The sequence below is a fragment of the Acinetobacter sp. Tol 5 genome (assembly GCF_019702905.1).
In the GTDB taxonomy this organism is placed as follows: Bacteria; Pseudomonadota; Gammaproteobacteria; order Pseudomonadales; family Moraxellaceae; genus Acinetobacter; species Acinetobacter bereziniae.
In genome coordinates this window covers 1,938,058-1,956,453 of sequence record NZ_AP024708.1, presented here as the reverse complement: position 1 = coordinate 1,956,453, position 18,396 = coordinate 1,938,058, and the positions used below count along the sequence as shown (strand labels likewise).

Sequence of the window (18,396 nt, the reverse complement as noted above, 5' to 3'; positions counted from 1 at the left end):
AAGAACTGTAGAGTTATTTTTTATTAGAGATAATTCGATCAATCTCTTCAAATTTGACAATTTTAATGACATTTCTTGAACTTTGTTGTAAGAGAATTAGCTTGTCTTGGCTTCCATCTAAAACATACCAATTTATAAGTTCTTTGTCATTTTTCAACTTCGCAACCGACAATTTTTCAATATCATTTAATTTAATTTGTGCAGAGAAGCAAGTTGTTAATGCAAAAAAGACAATGAATACAAATAGTTTAAGCTCTTTATCTTTTTTTATTTCCTTATTTGTGAATATTCCTAAGGTCAATCCAATGAGAAAACTATTCCACAGCATTGAATTGAACTTAATCAAACCAAACAAGGTGAATAAAACAACGATAATGGTGCAAATGACAATGACAATGACAAATGTTGTTTGCCAAAATTGAAATGATTCATTTTGTTTAAAAATTTCTTTATATTTACAGTCAGTTAAAATATTTTGAGTGGATAATTTGAAACGTTTTTTCTGTCTAAACTTATATGATTTTTTAATCATCCATTTAAATATATCCATTAAAAAGCCAACAACAAGAATACTTCCTGCCATTAATACAAGAACTTTCAATATTTCAAAAATATAAAATGTAGGTGATAAAATCGACATGACCCAAATTGCATCTAAAGAATAATAAAAATATGCATTGGAAAATACAGATATGGTTAATGCAACAACAGACAAGACACCGAATAATTCTGTAATTGATAATTCTCTTTTTATCATTTAATTAAAATCGAAGTTAGTTTTGCACTTTTTAGCACAATGCTTTCACAGCGTAAAGTTTATGAATCCAACCAAAGTCATTTAAAAATTAAAATTAGCCAAAACTATTATCAACTTCAAATGATAAAATGTTAGAGCTTAATCAAACACTGCTATTAAGCTCTAACTACAAGACTATAAATGCAACTAATTTACTATTTGTTTCTTATCGGGTAACGCACGCCAAACAAATACTGACAAAATTAAAAACATCACACCAGAAATACTTAATACCTTACTATGCGAATGGATAAATGCTTCTGAGGCGGCTTGTTTTACTTGTTGCATCAATGCAGGATCTGCATGCTGAATCACAGACAAAGCCTCACCTATGGATGAACTTACTCCAGCCACCAAGCTCTCTGGAAGTGTAGATGGTATAACAATGGATTGCGCATAGAATATAGATAACAACAAACCAAAAATAGCAATACCTAAACCAGCACCCAATTCATACGCCATTCCCTCAATCGCACCCGCAGCAGTCGCTTTTTCTGGAGACACAGCTGACATAATTGCAGCTGTAGATGACAATAAAGCAATTTCAACACTAATTCCCATAAACACCATCCATACCCATGCTTGAATATTTTGAGCATTAAAATCAGTCATTGCCAAACCAAAAAAGCAGACCGCGCACATCAACATTCCAATTGTTGCTACAGGTCTTAAACCATAGTGATTCATTAAGATACTGGTAAAAGGACCTCCGATACTGATTGCGATCATAAATGGTAAGATGAATAGTCCAGCCTCAAGTGGCGTATAACCATACACAAACTGTAATTCTTGAGAAAGCAATAATTCAAATCCAACCAATGCAATCATGGCAACCATTGCCATCACAATACTGGTTGAAATTACAGGATTCTTAAACAAAGTAAAATCAATCATCGGCTGGACAGTACGAAGTTGATGACGAACAAAACCCGTCAGTAAACCCAAGCCCACAACAAAAACCAATACTATAGACAGATTGAACGCATATATTGATGTCTTAATCGAATAGATCAACATCAATATGGCACTAACCAAGATCAAGGCTTGTAATAGGTTTAAAGGTTGCTTTGTTTGTACTGTTTGTTTAGGGACTAACCATAAGGTCAAAATTAGCACAAGAATAATAATCGGTACATTGATCAGGAAAACAGCGCCCCAACTAAAGTGCTCTAAAATAAAACCACCCAATAGTGGACCAAAGGCTGCCCCACCGCCGCCGACAGTTCCCCAAACACCCAATGCGTAATTTCGTTGCTTCTCATCCAAAAAAGTATTCCGAACACCTGCCAAAGTTGCAGGTAAAATCATGGCTGCACCGACACCTAAAAATGCTCTGGCTGCTATCAACATATAGGCTGAATTCGCAAAAGCAGCCATTAAGGAAGCCACACCAAAGATACTGGCACCAATCAACATCAGACGTTTAAAACCAATCCGGTCACCCAATGCACCCATTGGTAAAATCAAACCTGCCATGATTAGGGAGTAAATATCAATTACCCATAACATCTCATTGGCGGATAATGATAATGCCGTGCTCAATGTTGGAATGGCAACATGGAGTACTGTAGCATCAATTGAAACAGGTAAATAAATGAGTACGATGATTGCGAGAATCACCCATTTGCGGTACATAACACACCTAATTAAAGTTGGACACTTGTTCAAGATAGTTCATTATACCCACACTTGAACTAGTGTCCAACTTTGTTTAATATCTGTTTTGTAAATTATGTTGAAAGTCAAATTATGAATTATTTAAATCGCGAGCAACGTCGAAAGATGATTTTGGATGCAGCCAAACGTTTGGCGCTTCAAGATGGACTAAATGGTTTAACGGTACGTCGAATTGCGAGTGAAGCCCAAGTTTCTACCGGGCAAGTGCATCATCATTTTGAATCTAGCTCACACTTAAAAGCAGAGGTATTCATCGCTTTAATGGATCAGCTTGATGAAGTTGAAAATCTCATTACCACAGAGAGTAGTGTCGAACGTTTATGCTTATTACTCGGTATTGAAAATATTGAACAAACCCAACCTTATTTACGTTTATGGAACGAAGCAGAAGTTTTGATTGATCAGGATCAAGAAATTAAAAAAGCCTATAATATCGCGATGGAAAAATGGCATCTTGCTTTAGTGACAACGATTGAATATGGAAGAGGTCAACAAGAATTCAAGATATCTACTTCGAGTTCAAGCCAAGATATCGCATGGCGGCTTATTGCATTTGTCTGTGGATTAGAAGGCATTTATGAATTGGGTTTAAAAGGATTGGATAATCATTCTTTTAAGCACCATGTAGAGTTGGTGCTTAAAATGGAATTATTTTAATAACAAGGACTCAATTAAAACCACCCTTTACTGCCTTTTAAAAGCTTATCCGCACAACGCAGCGTTTCCTGAGTCAATCCCCACAGACGATAGTCACCTGTGATTGAACCAATTGCAAAATTATGGGTATAAGCAAAACTGAGTTCACGCTGTGGATCACACCAAGCTCCAGAACCATTATAACCAATATGACCAAAGCCTTGTTTTGCACGCTTCCCCATGCTAATGACACGATGATAGCCTAGACGCCATTTCATTGGAATTGGCATGACACGATCTCTTTTAATCGATTGAATTTGACTTAATTCAGCAAAAACTTCAGGGCGAATAAATACTTTTCCATCCCAAACACCTTTATTTGCCATCATGGCATAAACTTTTGCCAAACTATTTGCAGTAAATACACCATTGGCTGCTGGAATAATCGCTTGCAATCCTTGATCACTGAAAAAACTAAACTCGCGCATTCCTTTTGGCACCATCGCATCTAAAAAGTCTTGCGGATTCTGACCAGTTAATTCCACCAATTTATCTGAAAAAGAGGGTTTGCGTTGCTTGGCTTTGTTTTTAGTTGATTTACCTTCTGCTTTTTGTTCAGGCATTGCTTTCTGAATCAAACGCGCCACACGATTTAATTCGGTGTTAGGTACACCAAAATATGCACCATCAAGTTGCAGTGGTTCCACTAGGTATTTTTGCATTAACACAGTAAGTGGCTGTTGAGTTGCTTTTTCCAATACACCTCCAACCAACCAACCAAAAGTGAGTGCCTGATAAGCAATATCTGTACCTATTGCAAAACGCGGAGTCGCCTTTTCAAGCACTTTAAGCATATGCTGCCAATCCGCCATTTCCACGGCGCTGTTGATGATATTTCGGATATCATACAAGCCGCTTTGATGGCTGAGAATATGACGTAAAGTCATATTTTGTTTACCATTTTCACCAAACTCTGACCAATAATTTACAATAGGCGTATCGTAATCTAAATAGCCTTCACTCACGAGAATATGCGCTAAGGTCGCAAGAATCCCTTTTCCTGTGGAATAACAAACAGATAATGTATGCTCATTCCATTGTTCTGTTAGAGATTTCTGCCCCGTATAAATATCTATAACTTTCTCTTGCTGGAAATATACAGTTAAAGCAGCTCCACCATTTTCACATCGACCATCCTGTAAACGGCTAAATTGAATTGCAAGATCTTCAAAACGCTCATCTACATAACCTTGATAATTTTTAGTATTTGCAAAAATAATATCCGTCAAGCTACTCATTTTCCTACCCTATTTTTATTCATGCCTTTTTATTAAAAAAGCCTAAATCATCTCGACTTAGGCTTTGTATTTTATCTTATAAAGTTTTCACTACACCAGATACATGCGGTTTTTGTGACTTTTGATTACGAATCAGAAAATCAGTATCTTTGCCTGATGTTGCTGTCAAGAATTCAACCGTTGAAGGTAAATACATGGGTAACTTAAAGACAACATCTGCCTCATAAGCATCTGGTAAATTCAGACTCGCTAAAACTCTTGCTTTACTCCACATCCCATGAGCAATCGCTTGTTTAAAACCAAAGGCTTTTGCAGTCAACGCATGAATATGAATCAGATTAAAATCGCCTGATGTGATTGCATAACGACGACCTGTATTTTCAGAAACTTCCCATACCGCAGCGACTTGGAAATTAGGCTCTTTGGACTCTTTTGCCTTTTCAGAAACCACACCTTGTGTTTTTTGACGTGCCAAATAAGTGGTTAAACCTTGCATAACGATCTCATTACCTACTTTTGCAGTAGTTACAAAATCAAATTGAACACCTTTATCATGCGGTTTTAATTCACCAAATTGACACGATAAAGTTAACTGTTCATTCACACCAATTTTACGTGTCTGTTTTACTTGGTTGCGGATATGCACCAAACCCAAAATTGCAAAAGGAAATGCTTCTGAAGTCATCATATGCATTTGCAAACTTTGTGATAAAACAGCCAAATAAATTGCTGGAATATATCCATTGTTCTTAAAACCACATACTTCATTATAAGCTTTTAAATGGTTTGGATCGATTTTAAATGAGTCCACCACATATTCAACTTGCGGCAGTACCTTTTCACCTTTTGGCTTTTTAAAAACCAAACCCTGAATGACTTTTGGATAAGCTAAATATGGTTTTGGAAGTTGACTAAAATGGCGAGTATTCATACTAGACCTTTGCAAATTAATTCTTATTCAACATTAAAAAATCCAACACTAACGTTGGAAATCACGAATTATCAGTTAGAAAATGCAGTGTTTTCATACAGAATTTAATGAGAGGCTGATTCACATCAATGAACTACACCTCTCATTTCCTGCACATTAAAACAGGACATTGCTTTAGGGATTATGCACCCAATAAGCTTTGACCACAAACACGTACGATATTTCCATTTAAACCAGTAGAAGCTGAAGAAGCAAATAGTGCAATAGTTTCAGCAACATCCACAGGTAAACCACCTTGACTCATTGAGTTCATACGGCGACCTGCTTCGCGGATTGCAAATGGAATGGCAGCTGTCATTTGAGTTTCAATAAAACCAGGAGCAACAGCATTAATGGTAATTCCATTTTTAAGTACAGGCGCTGTAAATTTAACTAAACCGATCACACCAGCTTTAGAAGCGGCATAGTTGGTTTGACCTAGGTTACCTGCAATACCAGAAATTGAAGATACACAGACGATACGACCATTGGCATTTAACCCATCATTAGACAGTAAATAATCGTTGATACGTTCAGCAGCAGAAAGATTGATGTTGATGACAAGGTCCCACATCTCTTGTTTCATATTTGCCAAAGTTTTATCTCGTGTAATACCGGCATTATGAACAATAATATCCAAACCACCGTGCTGAGCTGCAGCAGCTTTGATTTTTTCACCAGCATCTGCAGCTGTAATATCAATCGCTAAAGTTGAACCACCGATTTCACCAGCAACGCGGTCTAAATCTGTTTGTTGTGGCGGTACATCTAAACAAATCACATGCGCACCATCACGCGCCAATACATGTGCAATTGCTTCACCGATACCACGACTTGCGCCAGTCACTAACGCGGTCTTACCTGCAAGTGGTTTCGCCCAATCCACATCAACAAGGTCACCTTTAGAAACACGAATCACTTGTCCAGAAACATAAGCTGAACGTGGAGAAATAGCAAAACGTAACGCTGACTCCAAGTTTTGTGCAGCATCTGCATCAACCAGAATAAGATCAGCAGCGATACCCTTTTTAAATTCTTTACCAACAGATTTAACAAAACCTTCTAATGCACGTTGCGCAATCGCCTGTTTAATCGTTGGTGCAGTTTCAGGTGTTAAACCAATGACGATAACACGACCAGAAGTCGCAATTTGCCGTGCAATAGGATTGAAAAATTTGTGTAATTCTTGTAATTGTTCTGAATTTTGAATACCAGATGCATCAAATACAACGGCTTTAAACTTAGACTCTTTATCACCTTCGTTAAAAGCACCTACATTCAACCCTGATTTTGCAGCAGCTTGCTGTAGCTCTGCATTATTACCTGCATATGTATTCGCATGGATGTTACTTAAAACCTGAGCGATTTCACTGGTAAAATGTCCTTTTGGTGCTGCACCAAACAACACAGCACCCTTTACCACAGGCGTCGCAGATTCAAAGCGCTCTAATTGAATTGGTGAAGGTAAGCCTAGATTTTTAATGACAAATTTACCAATTGGAGATTTTGCAAATGCTTGGTATTGGTCAGACATGTTTGTTATCTCTCATCTCAAATTAATTTTGTATAGATCATAAGTTATCTTTAAACTTCAGTGTAATATCTATGATCCATAAGTTTCTGTTAAATCATACTTGAGTTGCCAAAATGATGACTTGACCTGAAAGAATATGCAAATGTCATTTTAGTCAATTCGAGCAACCCTTGAATATGTTAATGTAAGCCCTAAGAATATTGCGAACATGCTTGGAAAAGCCTTATGAGCAAAACAACTCAAGACAATTCAAATGTTGAAAATTCTGCAACAGAATCTGTGTCAAATACATCAAAAGCTCGTACTCGTACGACCAAGACTGCAAACACAACTTCTGTAGCAGCAACTGCAGCGAGCACGACAAAAAAACCGGCTCGTGCTACAACTACAGCTTCACGTAGTAAAAGTGCTGCATCAACCACAAAAAAAGCAACCCCATCATCTACTAAAACTCAAACTTCTGGTCAACAGGACAAAACTATGAGTCAAAACACTGTACGTCGTGTCGCAATTATCGGTGGTAACCGTATTCCTTTTGCGCGTTCAAATGGTCCATATTTCCGTGCTTCAAACATGGATATGCTAACAGCCGCTTTAAACGGCTTGGTTGAACGTTTCAACTTACAGGGTCAACGCTTGGGTGAAGTTGTCGCAGGTGCTGTTTTAAAACATAGCCGTGATTTTAACATGACACGCGAATGTGTTCTCAATACACAGCTTGCTCCTGAAACACCAGCTTACGACATTCAACAAGCGTGTGGTACTGGCTTACAAGCTGCTTTTTTGGTTGCCAATAAGATTGCATTAGGTCAAATTGAAGTCGGCGTTGCTGGTGGTGTTGATACAACATCTGACGCTCCAATCGCATTTGGTGATGGTCTGCGTAAAGCATTGCTTGAACTCAACATTGCGAAAACAGGTAAAGATCGTCTTAAAGCATTGGCAAAAATCAATGTTAAAGATTTGATGGACGCGCCAAAAAATGGTGAACCTCGTACAGGTTTATCTATGGGTGACCATCAAGCAATTACTGCTTTAGAGTGGGGTATTCCTCGTGAAGCTCAGGATGAACTCGCAGCATCATCACATCAAAAAATGGCGAAAGCCTATGAAGAAGGTTTCTTTGACGATCTAATCACACCATTCATGGGATTAGACAAAGACAATAACCTACGCCCAGACTCTTCAGTGGAAAAATTAGCTAAACTCAAACCTGTATTTGGTAAAGGTGATACTGCAACAATGACTGCAGGTAACTCTACACCACTAACAGATGGTGCTTCTGTAGTACTTTTAGCTTCTGAAGAATGGGCAAAAGCCAATGGTCATGAAGTTCTTGCATATTTAACCTTCAGCGAAACTGCTGCCGTTGATTTTATTGGTAAAAAAGAAGGTTTATTGATGGCACCTGCTTATGCCGTTCCACGTATGTTGGATCGCGCTGGCATTAAACTTCAAGACTTCGATTACTATGAAATTCATGAAGCTTTTGCATCTCAAGTACTTTCAACATTAAAAGCATGGGAAGATCCAAAATTCTGTAAAGAACGTTTAGGTTTAGATGCACCATTGGGTTCAATCGACCGTAGCAAACTTAATGTTAAAGGTTCTTCTTTAGCTGCTGGGCATCCATTTGCGGCAACAGGCGGTCGTATTCTAGCGACTGCTGCAAAACTGATTAATCAAAAAGGCTCAGGTCGTGTATTGATTTCAATCTGTGCTGCAGGTGGTCAAGGCGTAACAGCTATTGTAGAAAAATAAGTTGAATTCATCTTAAAACATAATCAAATTTAAAAAAGCATCCGTAATGGATGCTTTTTTTATGTTCATTTTTATAAGTTATAAAAAATGGTTAGCCGAAGCCAACCATTTAAAACCATCACTATTCTTAGGGAAAATAGTGTTGATTTTAAAAACGATACCCTATCCCTAAATAAGTGATTAAGGGGTCAATATCTACTTTGGTTTTTGAATGAATTAAACGATTGCCAGTATTGGCATCAATCACATCTATTTTGGCTTGATTATTTAATTTAGCATAAGACACCGAAGCGATCCCAAACCAATTACTGTCAATGTCAGAGGTGGTCCCACATGTTTGAACAACTAAAAGCTTATTTATAAGTGATACTCTGCTCTAGTTAAGCTACCTTATTTTGTTGTGGTAGCTGGTCATAGTAAAACTCATCTGGAGTCATTTTGTCCAGACTCGAATGAGGTCGTTTCAAATTATAAAATTCAAAATATGCGTTTAATTGCTTCTTCGCATCCAAAACATTGCTGTAGGCTTTGAGATACACCTCTTCATATTTAACGCTCCGCCATAATCGTTCAACCATCACATTATCAACCCATCGACCTTTACCATCCATGCTGATTTGGATGTCATTTGATTTCAATACATCAATAAATGCATCACTGGTAAACTGACTGCCTTGGTCTGTATTAAATATTTCAGGTCGACCATATTTTTCAATAGCTTCATTTAATGTTTCTATGCAAAATGTAACCTCCATACTAATCGATACTCTATGCGCAAGTACCTTGCGGCTATGCCAATCAATCACAGCACATAAATAAACAAAGCCTTTTGCCATAGGGATATACGTTATATCCGTAGACCACACTTGATTACTGCGCTGAATAGCCAATCCTTTGAGCAGATATGGATATTTGCGGTGAGCTTGATTAGCCTGGCTTAAATTTGGTTTGCAATATAACGCATTAATGCCCATTTTCTTCATTAAAGTACGTGTATGACGTCGTCCTATATGATGTCCTTGACGATTCAACAAATCACGCATCATACGGCTACCTGCAAAAGGGTATTGCATATGTAACTCATCCATACACCGCATCAGCTTCAGATCTGATGCACTCACAGGTTTTGGGCGATAGTAATAACAACCACGGGAGACTTTCAGCAGCTGAGCTTGCTTAGATACTGAAATCTGAAGTGAGTCATCGATTAACTTTTGTGGTTGAAGCGGCCCAGTTTCTTCAACACACCTTCTAAAAAATCAATTTCTAATGCCTGCTCACCGATTTTTGCATGTAGTTTTTTTAGATCGATGGGTGGTTCTGTTGGAGCTTTTGATTGATCGAAAGCTTGCGAGGAAGCTGAAATCAGTTGATTTTTCCAGTCGATAATTTGGTTTTGATGAACATCAAATTCAGCACTCAATTCAGCAAGTGTTTTTTCTGCTTTAATCGCAGCAAGTGCTACCTTAGCTTTAAAATCATTTGAATGATTTCTTCTTGGTCTACGTGCCATAAAATACTCCATATATTGATGTTTATAACATCATTTGGGGAGCAAAATATCACTTATAAGTGTTGTTCAAATTTCCTGATCCACCTCTGTCATAGGTCGCACCCAAACTCACGATCGGAGCAATTGCATCAGTTGTTTTGACCCGAACATAAGGATTGGCGCTGGACGGTTTCCCATCTAAGGCAGCCCCTGCCTTTCCATCCATAACATTCTGAATCATATGCCCAGCTGCAATCAAATCATTGTTAATCTGATGATTTAATTTAATATCTGTAAAACGTGAATACATCAATCCCACACCAATATATGGACGAAGTTTGTTTACCCCTGTTTGTCCAAATTGATATTGTGCTTCAACTGCTGGTGTCCAAGCACGAACTGATGCAGCTTTAGATTTATTGCCTAAATTGGTTATTGGTATTGCCTGATTTAAATCAATACCATCTGGGAATAAGATGCCAACCAGCTCACTGGGTGAAGTTGCTAAACCCGTCATTGGTGCAAAGATCTCCCCTTTTCCTTTGATATCAACTTTTGGCGGAATCCCTCCAATCAATTGTAATGAAACATTATCATTAATATAATAATTCAATGTTAACCCTAAGGTATCGACATCATCAGCCTCTAATCCTGTACCTGCTGACTGCCAATGCTCTAGACCATGAATATTTGCACTTCCAGCAACCTCTGGCAAAATATTTCCCTTACCATCGGTTAACAACGTCTTCATAAAGTCATCATTAAGAAACTCAGTTAAAACCTCTTTCTGATTGAATGGAACTCCGCCTAAGTCTTTTCCCATCGCATTCGGATCAACAGAGTTTAAAAAACTGGTTGTTGAAATACTGCCGACCGTTGCATTCGTACCATTTTTGACACGGGTATCAATATTAAATGGATTGGCTTTGCCTTGAGGCATGACATGTAACCAACCTGCTGATACTGAAAAACGTTTGTATTCCTGTGCAGAGCTCAAACTGGCAATAGCGAATAATGAACTTGCAATAACTATTCTTTTTAAAGCAGATGTTTTTTTCATTTTTTATCCTTAAATTTGAGATTACCCAACCTTGGTAGTCCGCCTAAAAAACATACATAAAAAACAATATTTATGGTTTAAATTCTGATCAACAACATTCACAATAATTGATAAAAGATATTTTTATATTATTTATTTTTTAAAAATAAATTTTAATATTACCTATATAACAATATATTAATTTTACCATTTAGCATAAATTAACAATTATATGATATTTATAAAGTCTATTTTCCATAAAAAAGATTAAAATAAAAATATTAAATATCTCACATAAAATTTCACTTTATATCAATTCAACACATTATCAAAAAGTGAGAATTTAATGATTTTTTTATAGATTCCTTTCTATCTTGTAAAAATATAAGATAAATATTCATTTATTTGACATTTCACCCTCTGTCAAAACAAAAAATGCCAAATAAAATTGTTTTTTGATCATTTTGACTTGTTTTAATTCAAACTCGCTAATTTTGGTCTGTAAGATTATAAAGAAAAACTTTATATCTTTTTTTAAACCATATAAATCATCATTTTATTTAGAAAAAAGATAGTTGGGTGTTTGGTAGGTTTTTAGTAGGTATGCAATCTGGTCTGCAATATTGATACTCAATCTCAAGGTGAACAACACCTATTGGAAACATGAAATAACAATGGTAGAAGGAATCGCACCATGGCTTTTAAAAATATTGCAGATCAAACAAACGGTTTTTATATCCCTTGTGTATCACTTTTTGGACCTGGCTGTGCCAAAGAAGTCGGTACAAAAGCTCAAAATTTAGGGGCGAAGAAAGCGCTCATCGTTACTGATGCAGGTTTATTCAAATTTGGCGTTGCTGACATTATTGTTGGATACCTCAAGGAAGCAGGTGTAGAAAGTCACGTATTCCCAGGCGCAGAACCAAATCCTACAGATATTAACGTTCACAATGGTGTGAATGAGTATAATGAAAACGGTTGTGACTTTATCGTTTCACTGGGTGGTGGTTCATCTCATGATTGTGCAAAAGGGATTGGTCTAGTTACAGCTGGTGGTGGTCATATCCGTGATTATGAAGGGATTGATCAAAGTAAAGTACCGATGACTCCGCTTGTTGCAATTAATACAACAGCAGGGACAGCTTCTGAAATGACTCGTTTCTGTATTATTACCAACACAGATACCCATGTTAAAATGGCAATTGTCGACTGGCGTTGTACCCCACTTGTTGCAATTGATGACCCAAAACTGATGATTGCAAAACCTGCCGCTTTAACAGCTGCAACTGGTATGGATGCACTGACCCACGCTGTAGAGGCTTATGTATCTACTGCTGCAAACCCAATTACAGATGCCTGTGCAGAAAAAGCAATTTCAATGATCAGTGAATGGTTACGTCCAGCGGTGGCGAATGGTGAAAATATCGAAGCACGTGATGCAATGGCATATGCACAATATTTAGCGGGTATGGCTTTCAACAATGCCTCTCTCGGTTATGTACATGCAATGGCGCATCAACTTGGCGGTTTTTATAATCTCCCGCACGGCGTATGTAATGCGATTTTATTACCACACGTATGTGAATTTAACTTAATCGCCTGCCCTGATCGTTATGCAAAAATTGCACAGTTAATGGGTGTGAATACAGACGGATTAACCACCACTGAAGCTGCTTTTGCTGCAATTGATGCAATCCGTGAATTATCAGCATCCATTGGTATTCCATCTGGTTTAGCAGAACTGGGAGTTAAAGCTGAAGATCATGCTGTGATGACATCAAATGCTCAAAAAGATGCCTGTATGTTAACAAATCCACGTAAAGCAACTGATGCGCAAGTGATTGCGATCTTCGAATCTGCAATGTAATTCATTTGTATTTCACCTTACTACTTTAACTAACAGCTTTTTTGTTAGTCCATGTTGTGTTCTGGAATATTGTTTCGACAATATTCCTTTTTTTATGTCCTTTTTTAATTTTAACCTAAATGTGACAATACTGATTGTCATAAACATTGAAAAGATCAACAACCCTGTCTATGATGCTTAAAACATAAGCGGATTATTTCAGCAATGACAACAACAATCAAAACCATCATCATCACTGGTGCAAATACAGGGATTGGGCTCGCAACTGCAGAAACATTTGTGAAAGAAGGTCATCACGTTATTCTTGCCTGCCGTAATCCTGAAAAAGCTCAAGCAGCTCAACAATACTTACAATCTTTTGGCACAGGTCAAGTCGATCATATTACCCTTGATCTGAATAGTCTGGAGCAAATCAATGCGACAGCAAATGAAATTATTTCTAAATATCCTAAAATAGATGTATTGGTGAATAATGCAGGTATGATGACACCGAAACTCGAAGCAACAGAAGATGGTTTTGAAAAGCAGATTGGTGTGAATTTTCTCGGTCCATTCTTATGGACACTTAAACTGCTTCCGCTTGTTCAAAAGTCAGAACAAGGGCGCATTATCAATTTAGCATCTATGATGCACGTATTAGGCAATATCAAACCAGAAATTTTTAAAGCGGATCAAATTAAAAAATATAATGGTGTATTGAGTTATGCAAACAGTAAACTTGCTAATTTATTATTCAGCAATATTCTTGCCCAACAACTACAAGGAACCAATGTCACCAGCAATGCACTACATCCAGGTGGAGTTGATTCAGAAATTTATCGCGAACTGCCAAAATGGCAATATGCCATCATCAAGCTTGGACTCATTCCACCCTCAAAGCCTGCTGAATTAATCAAAAAAATTGCATTTGATCCATCATGGTCAAAACGTAATGGTGAATATGCGAGTTTGCAAACGCCTGCTTTTCGTTCAACAAAAGCGAAAAATATGCAACTTGCTCAAAAACTATATGATGTCTCTTATCATCTTGTAAAAGACTATCTGTAATTTTGGGATTTTATAAAAGTCTGTTGACATTTCATCTAAGCATCTATGAAGTGTTAACAGGCTCTAATTAAATAAATATACAGGAATTCACCATGACCACTCAAATTCCACAATACCAAGCAGATATTCTTGGTGCAGGTTATGAACAACTAACTTTAAATTTTCCTGATGATTATGATGGTAAAGTCACCGCAACTTTAGTTCGCAAGCAAGCAGCTCAATCTACACAGAAAGCCGTACTGTATATTCATGGGTTTATTGACTATTTCTTTCAAACTGAGATGGCAGAGCAATTCAACCAGCATGGTTATGACTTTTATGCGCTTGATTTAAGAAAATATGGACGTTCTCATCTCCCTCATCAAAAATATTACTATGTGTTAAATCTGAGCGAATATGATGCAGAAATAGCTCAAGCATTAGAAATAATTGGGCAAGAAGGTCATACAGAGATTGTTTTGGCAGGACATTCGACAGGTGGCTTGATTGCAACCTTATATGCTGCTCACAACCCACAACACCCACTCCTTCATGCTTTATGGTGTAACAGCCCATTTTATGACTTCAATATGCCCTCTTGGAAAAAGAAACTGGCACTTCCAAGACTCAGTGCATTGGGTAAACGTTTACCCAATTTAAAATTCCCAAGTGAATTAAATAAATGGTATGTCACCAGTTTGCATCAAGATTTGCAAGGCGAATGGAACTTTAGTTTAGAATGGAAAAAGAAAACTTATCCGAAAGTGTATTTAAGCTTTGTCCATGCAATTTTTGAAGCGCAAAAAGAAATTCATCATGGTGTACGCCTCAATATACCGAGTTTAATTATGCATTCACATAAAACCACGTATCCTAAAAAATTTAATCAGGATGCACAATCTACAGATGTCATTTTAGAAGTGAAAGACATCATCAAATATGCCAATAAAATCCAAGGTGATGTTAATGTGATGACCATACAGAATGGTTTACATGATTTAGTTTTATCTGCACCGCCAGTCAGAGCTAAAGTCTACCAGCGACTGTTTGCATGGCTTACGCAAAAACAGAGTTGAGCTGAATGAGTTCATCGCCCTTTTGTTTGATGATGCACTCAGAACTTGCCAATCAATGCTCATCTTTATATTTCATGAGCATCTGATGGGCTGGGTGCCCGACTGGTGTTAACTCAATCAAGCGCTCCACCGCATCTATTGCCTCGGGGAAATGCGCCAAATGTTTCAGTAATACATCTGTTTCATTGGCTTTAAAAATTGCTTCACTCAATCGTGATTCCAAACAATCTCGCCATGCAGATAAAAACGGACTTTCTGTTTTAGCTAAAAAAACACCTTTGCATAATTTTAATGCAGATTCGATATATCCTGCATCCAATGCATTTTCAGCTTGTAAAAAGTCAGCTTCAACATGAGCCAACAAACGATAAGGTCGTGACCCTAACATGCCCCCTAAAATATCTCTCAATTGAGACATTTCAGCTTTTAAAGTACCCACACTGACTTTACGCTCGCCATATAAAGCTTGATGTAAATTTTCCAAATTCATACCTTGGGGGCATAATGCAAGTATAGTCAAAATCTCGATTTGACGTGGCGTCAAGACCACAATTTTGCCATTGAATAAAACTTGCGGAACAGCGAAGGCACGAATAAATAAATGTTGTTGTTGAAATTCAAGTAATGCAGATTGGATAATTGAAGCACAACGTTCAGCAGCCAATAAACCCAAACTGTTGTGATAGTTCCATGTAGTCGAAAGATCAATGACACCCAAAACTTGTTTGGAATATGGATCTATAATCGGTGATGCATAACATACCCAATCATGTACAGAAGACATAAAGTGTTCGTTAGAAAACACGCAACTCGATTGCTGGGTTTTCAATGAAAGTGCCAAGGCATTGGTTCCAACCAAATCCTCTCGCCATTGTCCCCCTGCAATAAAATGTACGCGTTCTGCTGCATTACGCATTTGACCACTAGCAGCCGACCAAATGATGGTACTACCTATATCCCCCACAGCAGCGACCATTGCAGATTGTTCCGCAATATGTGTCAACTCATCACTGCAATGTTCAATCGCTCTTTCTAATACAGTTTTACGTTCTTGCTTGACACTCATTAAAGGTGCAGCTTCACGATCTTTAGGAATTGCAGCTGAATTAGAACGCTGCCATGAACTTAAAATACTCTGTCCGAGTTGATCAGCGTGTTTTAAAGACAAACTACTGCTTTGACGTAACTGTTCGATTAAACTTCGTTTATGTGCTAACTCTTGTTGGCTTAACATACGCTACATTCCTCTGTAATTTGTCCAAAAATATCCGATTCCCTTCTGTTATTTTTATCCAACGGAACTGCTTATAAATCACTCTAGCACACTATCATCTTTACATTCACCTTGGTCAACACAACTAATACCAAAGCGTTAGAATAAAATCTTTTTTATCAATATTTAGCTGCTTTTCAACAAACAAGAAAACACTTTCAAAAATTAAATCATAGCGCAAATTTCTTTAGATTTTCATCCAACCTTTCTCCTACCTTTGACTCTCTATGCTCAAGCTATCATGTAAACAATCACTGTTCATACATGCAATATCCAGCAAATCATGAATGATCATGAAAATAAGTAAAGGGATACTCTTATGCGTTATGTCGATCCAAACCAACCTGGTTCAAAGGTTCAGTTTAAAGCTCAATATGAAAACTTCATTGATGGCAAATGGGTAGCACCCGTTAAAGGTCAATACTTTGACAATATCTCACCCGTAGATGGTAAAGCTTTTACTAAAATTCCACGTTCTTCCGCTGAGGACATCGAACTTGCCTTAGATGCAGCACATAAAGCGAAAGCCTCTTGGAACAAAGCATCTCCAACAACACGTTCTAATTTACTGTTAAAAATCGCAGATCGTTTAGAAGAAAATTTAGAGTTATTGGCAGTTGCTGAAACATGGGAAAACGGTAAACCAATTCGCGAAACACTTGCCGCGGATATTCCTTTGGCGATTGACCACTTCCGTTATTTTGCAGGTTGTTTACGTGCTCAAGAAGGTGGCATATCTGAGATTGATGAAGATACGATTGCTTATCATTTCCACGAGCCTTTAGGTGTAGTGGGTCAGATTATCCCATGGAATTTCCCAATTCTCATGGCTGCATGGAAGCTTGCACCTGCACTTGCAGCAGGTAACTGTATTGTTTTAAAACCTGCTGAACAAACACCATCGAGTATTTTGGTGCTTGCTGAACTGATTCAAGATATTTTACCGCCAGGTGTACTCAATATTGTCAATGGTTACGGTGTTGAAGTAGGTCGTCCACTGGCTACCAATCCACGCATTGCTAAAATTGCATTTACAGGTTCAACTGCTGTTGGACAAATGATTATGCAATATGCAACCGAAAATATTATTCCTGTTACGCTTGAACTCGGCGGTAAGTCTCCAAACATCTTCTTTGAAGATGTGATGGATAAAGATGATGACTATTTAGACAAGGCACTTGAAGGTTTTGCAATGTTTGCATTGAACCAAGGTGAAGTGTGTACTTGTCCATCTCGCGCATTGGTTCAAGAAAGTATCGCTGATAAATTCTTGGAATTGGCAGTCGAACGTGTAAAACGTATCAAGACAGGTCATCCTTTAGATACAGACACCATGATTGGTGCACAAGCTTCTGAAGAACAACAAAATAAAATTTTGGGTTGTATTGCAACAGGTCGTGCTGAAGGTGCACAACTGCTTACTGGTGGTGGAGATCGCCAAGAAGTTGGACAAGGTTTCTATATTGAGCCAACGATTTTTAAAGGCGACAACAGCATGAAAATTTTCCAAGAAGAAATTTTTGGACCTGTATTGTCGGTTACAACCTTTAAAGATTATGATGAAGCAATCAAAATTGCCAACGATACCATGTATGGCTTAGGTGCAGGTGTATGGTCACGTTCAGCGCATACATCTTACCGTGCAGGTCGTGCAATTGAAGCGGGTCGTGTATGGACCAACTGCTACCATATCTACCCTGCACATGCTGCATTTGGTGGTTATAAAAAATCAGGTATTGGTCGTGAAAATCACAAGATGATGTTAGATCATTATCAACAAACCAAAAATTTATTGGTGAGCTACTCAACCAAAGCAATGGGTTTCTTCTAAGTTCTTAGCTTGGTTTTGATTCATAGAAAAGCGAACTACGGTTCGCTTTTTTAATTACATGATTTAAATATTTATACAGGTTTAATCATCATTTTAGCTTAAACAGTTATTATTTTATTT

Annotated in this window: 14 protein-coding genes and 1 pseudogene; 6 read left to right on the top strand and 9 right to left on the bottom strand. The window is 37.6% G+C overall.

What is annotated here, in order from left to right:
* Nucleotides 1–13 precede the first annotated feature (13 nt).
* Together TOL5_RS09050 and TOL5_RS09045 are read right to left on the bottom strand one after the other, a co-directional pair.
* Complete coding sequence (locus TOL5_RS09050; protein ID WP_121775687.1) at nucleotides 14–757, bottom strand: hypothetical protein; 744 nt, start codon at nucleotides 755–757, stop codon at nucleotides 14–16.
* A gap of 186 nt (nucleotides 758–943) precedes the next feature.
* Nucleotides 944–2,431, bottom strand: coding sequence for a SmvA family efflux MFS transporter (locus TOL5_RS09045; protein ID WP_121775686.1), 1,488 nt, complete (start codon nucleotides 2,429–2,431; stop codon nucleotides 944–946).
* A 114-nt stretch (nucleotides 2,432–2,545) separates the two neighbouring features.
* On the opposite strand from TOL5_RS09045, the gene TOL5_RS09040 reads away from it, so the two are divergent.
* Entirely contained in the window at nucleotides 2,546–3,130 is a 585-nt protein-coding gene (locus TOL5_RS09040; RefSeq protein WP_121775685.1) for a TetR family transcriptional regulator, read from the top strand.
* A 14-nt stretch (nucleotides 3,131–3,144) separates the two neighbouring features.
* Here TOL5_RS09040 and TOL5_RS09035 read toward each other — a convergent pair whose 3' ends face one another.
* The 3 genes from TOL5_RS09035 to TOL5_RS09025 all read right to left on the bottom strand — a co-directional run bounded on the left by TOL5_RS09035 (nucleotide 3,145) and on the right by TOL5_RS09025 (nucleotide 6,911).
* Nucleotides 3,145–4,407: a serine hydrolase domain-containing protein gene (locus tag TOL5_RS09035; protein WP_121775684.1), complete on the bottom strand. Its 1,263-nt coding sequence runs from the start codon at nucleotides 4,405–4,407 to the stop codon at nucleotides 3,145–3,147.
* A 76-nt stretch (nucleotides 4,408–4,483) separates the two neighbouring features.
* The gene (locus TOL5_RS09030) at nucleotides 4,484–5,338 is read right to left on the bottom strand and encodes a MaoC family dehydratase (protein WP_005032086.1); all 855 of its coding nucleotides are present in this window, start codon (nucleotides 5,336–5,338) and stop codon (nucleotides 4,484–4,486) included.
* 181 nt (nucleotides 5,339–5,519) lie between these two features.
* Nucleotides 5,520–6,911: a 3-oxoacyl-ACP reductase gene (locus TOL5_RS09025; protein ID WP_005032088.1), complete on the bottom strand. Its 1,392-nt coding sequence runs from the start codon at nucleotides 6,909–6,911 to the stop codon at nucleotides 5,520–5,522.
* A gap of 225 nt (nucleotides 6,912–7,136) precedes the next feature.
* Here TOL5_RS09025 and TOL5_RS09020 point away from each other — a divergent pair, with 225 nt between their 5' ends.
* Nucleotides 7,137–8,672 (top strand): acetyl-CoA C-acetyltransferase, encoded by a 1,536-nt coding sequence (locus TOL5_RS09020; protein WP_121775683.1) that lies wholly within the window; start codon nucleotides 7,137–7,139, stop codon nucleotides 8,670–8,672.
* A gap of 148 nt (nucleotides 8,673–8,820) precedes the next feature.
* Here the strand turns inward: TOL5_RS09020 and TOL5_RS09015 are convergent, their stop codons facing one another.
* The 3 genes and pseudogenes from TOL5_RS09015 to TOL5_RS09005 form a co-directional block, all read right to left on the bottom strand.
* Nucleotides 8,821–9,033: an OmpW family outer membrane protein gene (locus TOL5_RS09015; RefSeq protein ID WP_267461061.1), complete on the bottom strand. Its 213-nt coding sequence runs from the start codon at nucleotides 9,031–9,033 to the stop codon at nucleotides 8,821–8,823.
* A 19-nt stretch (nucleotides 9,034–9,052) separates the two neighbouring features.
* Nucleotides 9,053–10,197, bottom strand: a protein-coding gene (locus TOL5_RS09010; RefSeq protein ID WP_085944219.1) for an IS3 family transposase whose coding sequence is annotated in 2 segments (ribosomal slippage) — nucleotides 9,053–9,933 and nucleotides 9,933–10,197 — 1,146 coding nt in all. Because the reading frame shifts where the segments join, the coding sequence is not laid out codon by codon here.
* Between the two features lie 76 nt (nucleotides 10,198–10,273).
* Nucleotides 10,274–11,224 (bottom strand): annotated as a pseudogene (locus TOL5_RS09005) (OmpW/AlkL family protein); the annotation flags it as partial.
* A gap of 673 nt (nucleotides 11,225–11,897) precedes the next feature.
* Here TOL5_RS09005 and mdh point away from each other — a divergent pair.
* From mdh to TOL5_RS08990, 3 genes are all read left to right on the top strand, one after another.
* The gene (gene mdh / locus TOL5_RS09000) at nucleotides 11,898–13,070 is read left to right on the top strand and encodes an iron-dependent methanol dehydrogenase (protein WP_005032094.1); all 1,173 of its coding nucleotides are present in this window, start codon (nucleotides 11,898–11,900) and stop codon (nucleotides 13,068–13,070) included.
* Nucleotides 13,071–13,274: 204 nt separating this feature from the next.
* Entirely contained in the window at nucleotides 13,275–14,117 is an 843-nt protein-coding gene (locus TOL5_RS08995; RefSeq protein WP_046761158.1) for an SDR family NAD(P)-dependent oxidoreductase, read from the top strand.
* A 92-nt stretch (nucleotides 14,118–14,209) separates the two neighbouring features.
* Nucleotides 14,210–15,172, top strand: a complete 963-nt coding sequence (locus tag TOL5_RS08990) for an alpha/beta hydrolase (protein WP_121775258.1) — start codon at nucleotides 14,210–14,212, stop codon at nucleotides 15,170–15,172.
* Between the two features lie 52 nt (nucleotides 15,173–15,224).
* Here the strand turns inward: TOL5_RS08990 and TOL5_RS08985 are convergent, their stop codons facing one another.
* A complete protein-coding gene (locus tag TOL5_RS08985; RefSeq protein WP_005032098.1) occupies nucleotides 15,225–16,406 on the bottom strand; it encodes a transcriptional regulator in 1,182 nt (393 codons plus the stop codon).
* 358 nt (nucleotides 16,407–16,764) lie between these two features.
* On the opposite strand from TOL5_RS08985, the gene TOL5_RS08980 reads away from it, so the two are divergent.
* Complete coding sequence (locus TOL5_RS08980) at nucleotides 16,765–18,276, top strand: aldehyde dehydrogenase family protein (RefSeq protein WP_004824281.1); 1,512 nt, start codon at nucleotides 16,765–16,767, stop codon at nucleotides 18,274–18,276.
* The last annotated feature ends 120 nt before the right edge of the window (nucleotides 18,277–18,396 follow it).

What these genes read in the sequence shown, in the direction of transcription:
- TOL5_RS09050 (WP_121775687.1), bottom strand. Translation starts at nt 757, where the DNA reads ATGATAAAAAGAGAATTATCAATTACAGAATTATTCGGTGTCTTGTCT.
- TOL5_RS09020 (WP_121775683.1), top strand. Translation starts at nt 7,137, where the DNA reads ATGAGCAAAACAACTCAAGACAATTCAAATGTTGAAAATTCTGCAACA.
- TOL5_RS09025 (WP_005032088.1), bottom strand. Translation starts at nt 6,911, where the DNA reads ATGTCTGACCAATACCAAGCATTTGCAAAATCTCCAATTGGTAAATTT.
- TOL5_RS08980 (WP_004824281.1), top strand. Translation starts at nt 16,765, where the DNA reads ATGCGTTATGTCGATCCAAACCAACCTGGTTCAAAGGTTCAGTTTAAA.
- TOL5_RS08995 (WP_046761158.1), top strand. Translation starts at nt 13,275, where the DNA reads ATGACAACAACAATCAAAACCATCATCATCACTGGTGCAAATACAGGG.
- TOL5_RS08985 (WP_005032098.1), bottom strand. Translation starts at nt 16,406, where the DNA reads ATGTTAAGCCAACAAGAGTTAGCACATAAACGAAGTTTAATCGAACAG.
- TOL5_RS09040 (WP_121775685.1), top strand. Translation starts at nt 2,546, where the DNA reads ATGAATTATTTAAATCGCGAGCAACGTCGAAAGATGATTTTGGATGCA.
- mdh (WP_005032094.1), top strand. Translation starts at nt 11,898, where the DNA reads ATGGCTTTTAAAAATATTGCAGATCAAACAAACGGTTTTTATATCCCT.
- TOL5_RS09045 (WP_121775686.1), bottom strand. Translation starts at nt 2,431, where the DNA reads ATGTACCGCAAATGGGTGATTCTCGCAATCATCGTACTCATTTATTTA.
- TOL5_RS09035 (WP_121775684.1), bottom strand. Translation starts at nt 4,407, where the DNA reads ATGAGTAGCTTGACGGATATTATTTTTGCAAATACTAAAAATTATCAA.
- TOL5_RS09030 (WP_005032086.1), bottom strand. Translation starts at nt 5,338, where the DNA reads ATGAATACTCGCCATTTTAGTCAACTTCCAAAACCATATTTAGCTTAT.
- TOL5_RS08990 (WP_121775258.1), top strand. Translation starts at nt 14,210, where the DNA reads ATGACCACTCAAATTCCACAATACCAAGCAGATATTCTTGGTGCAGGT.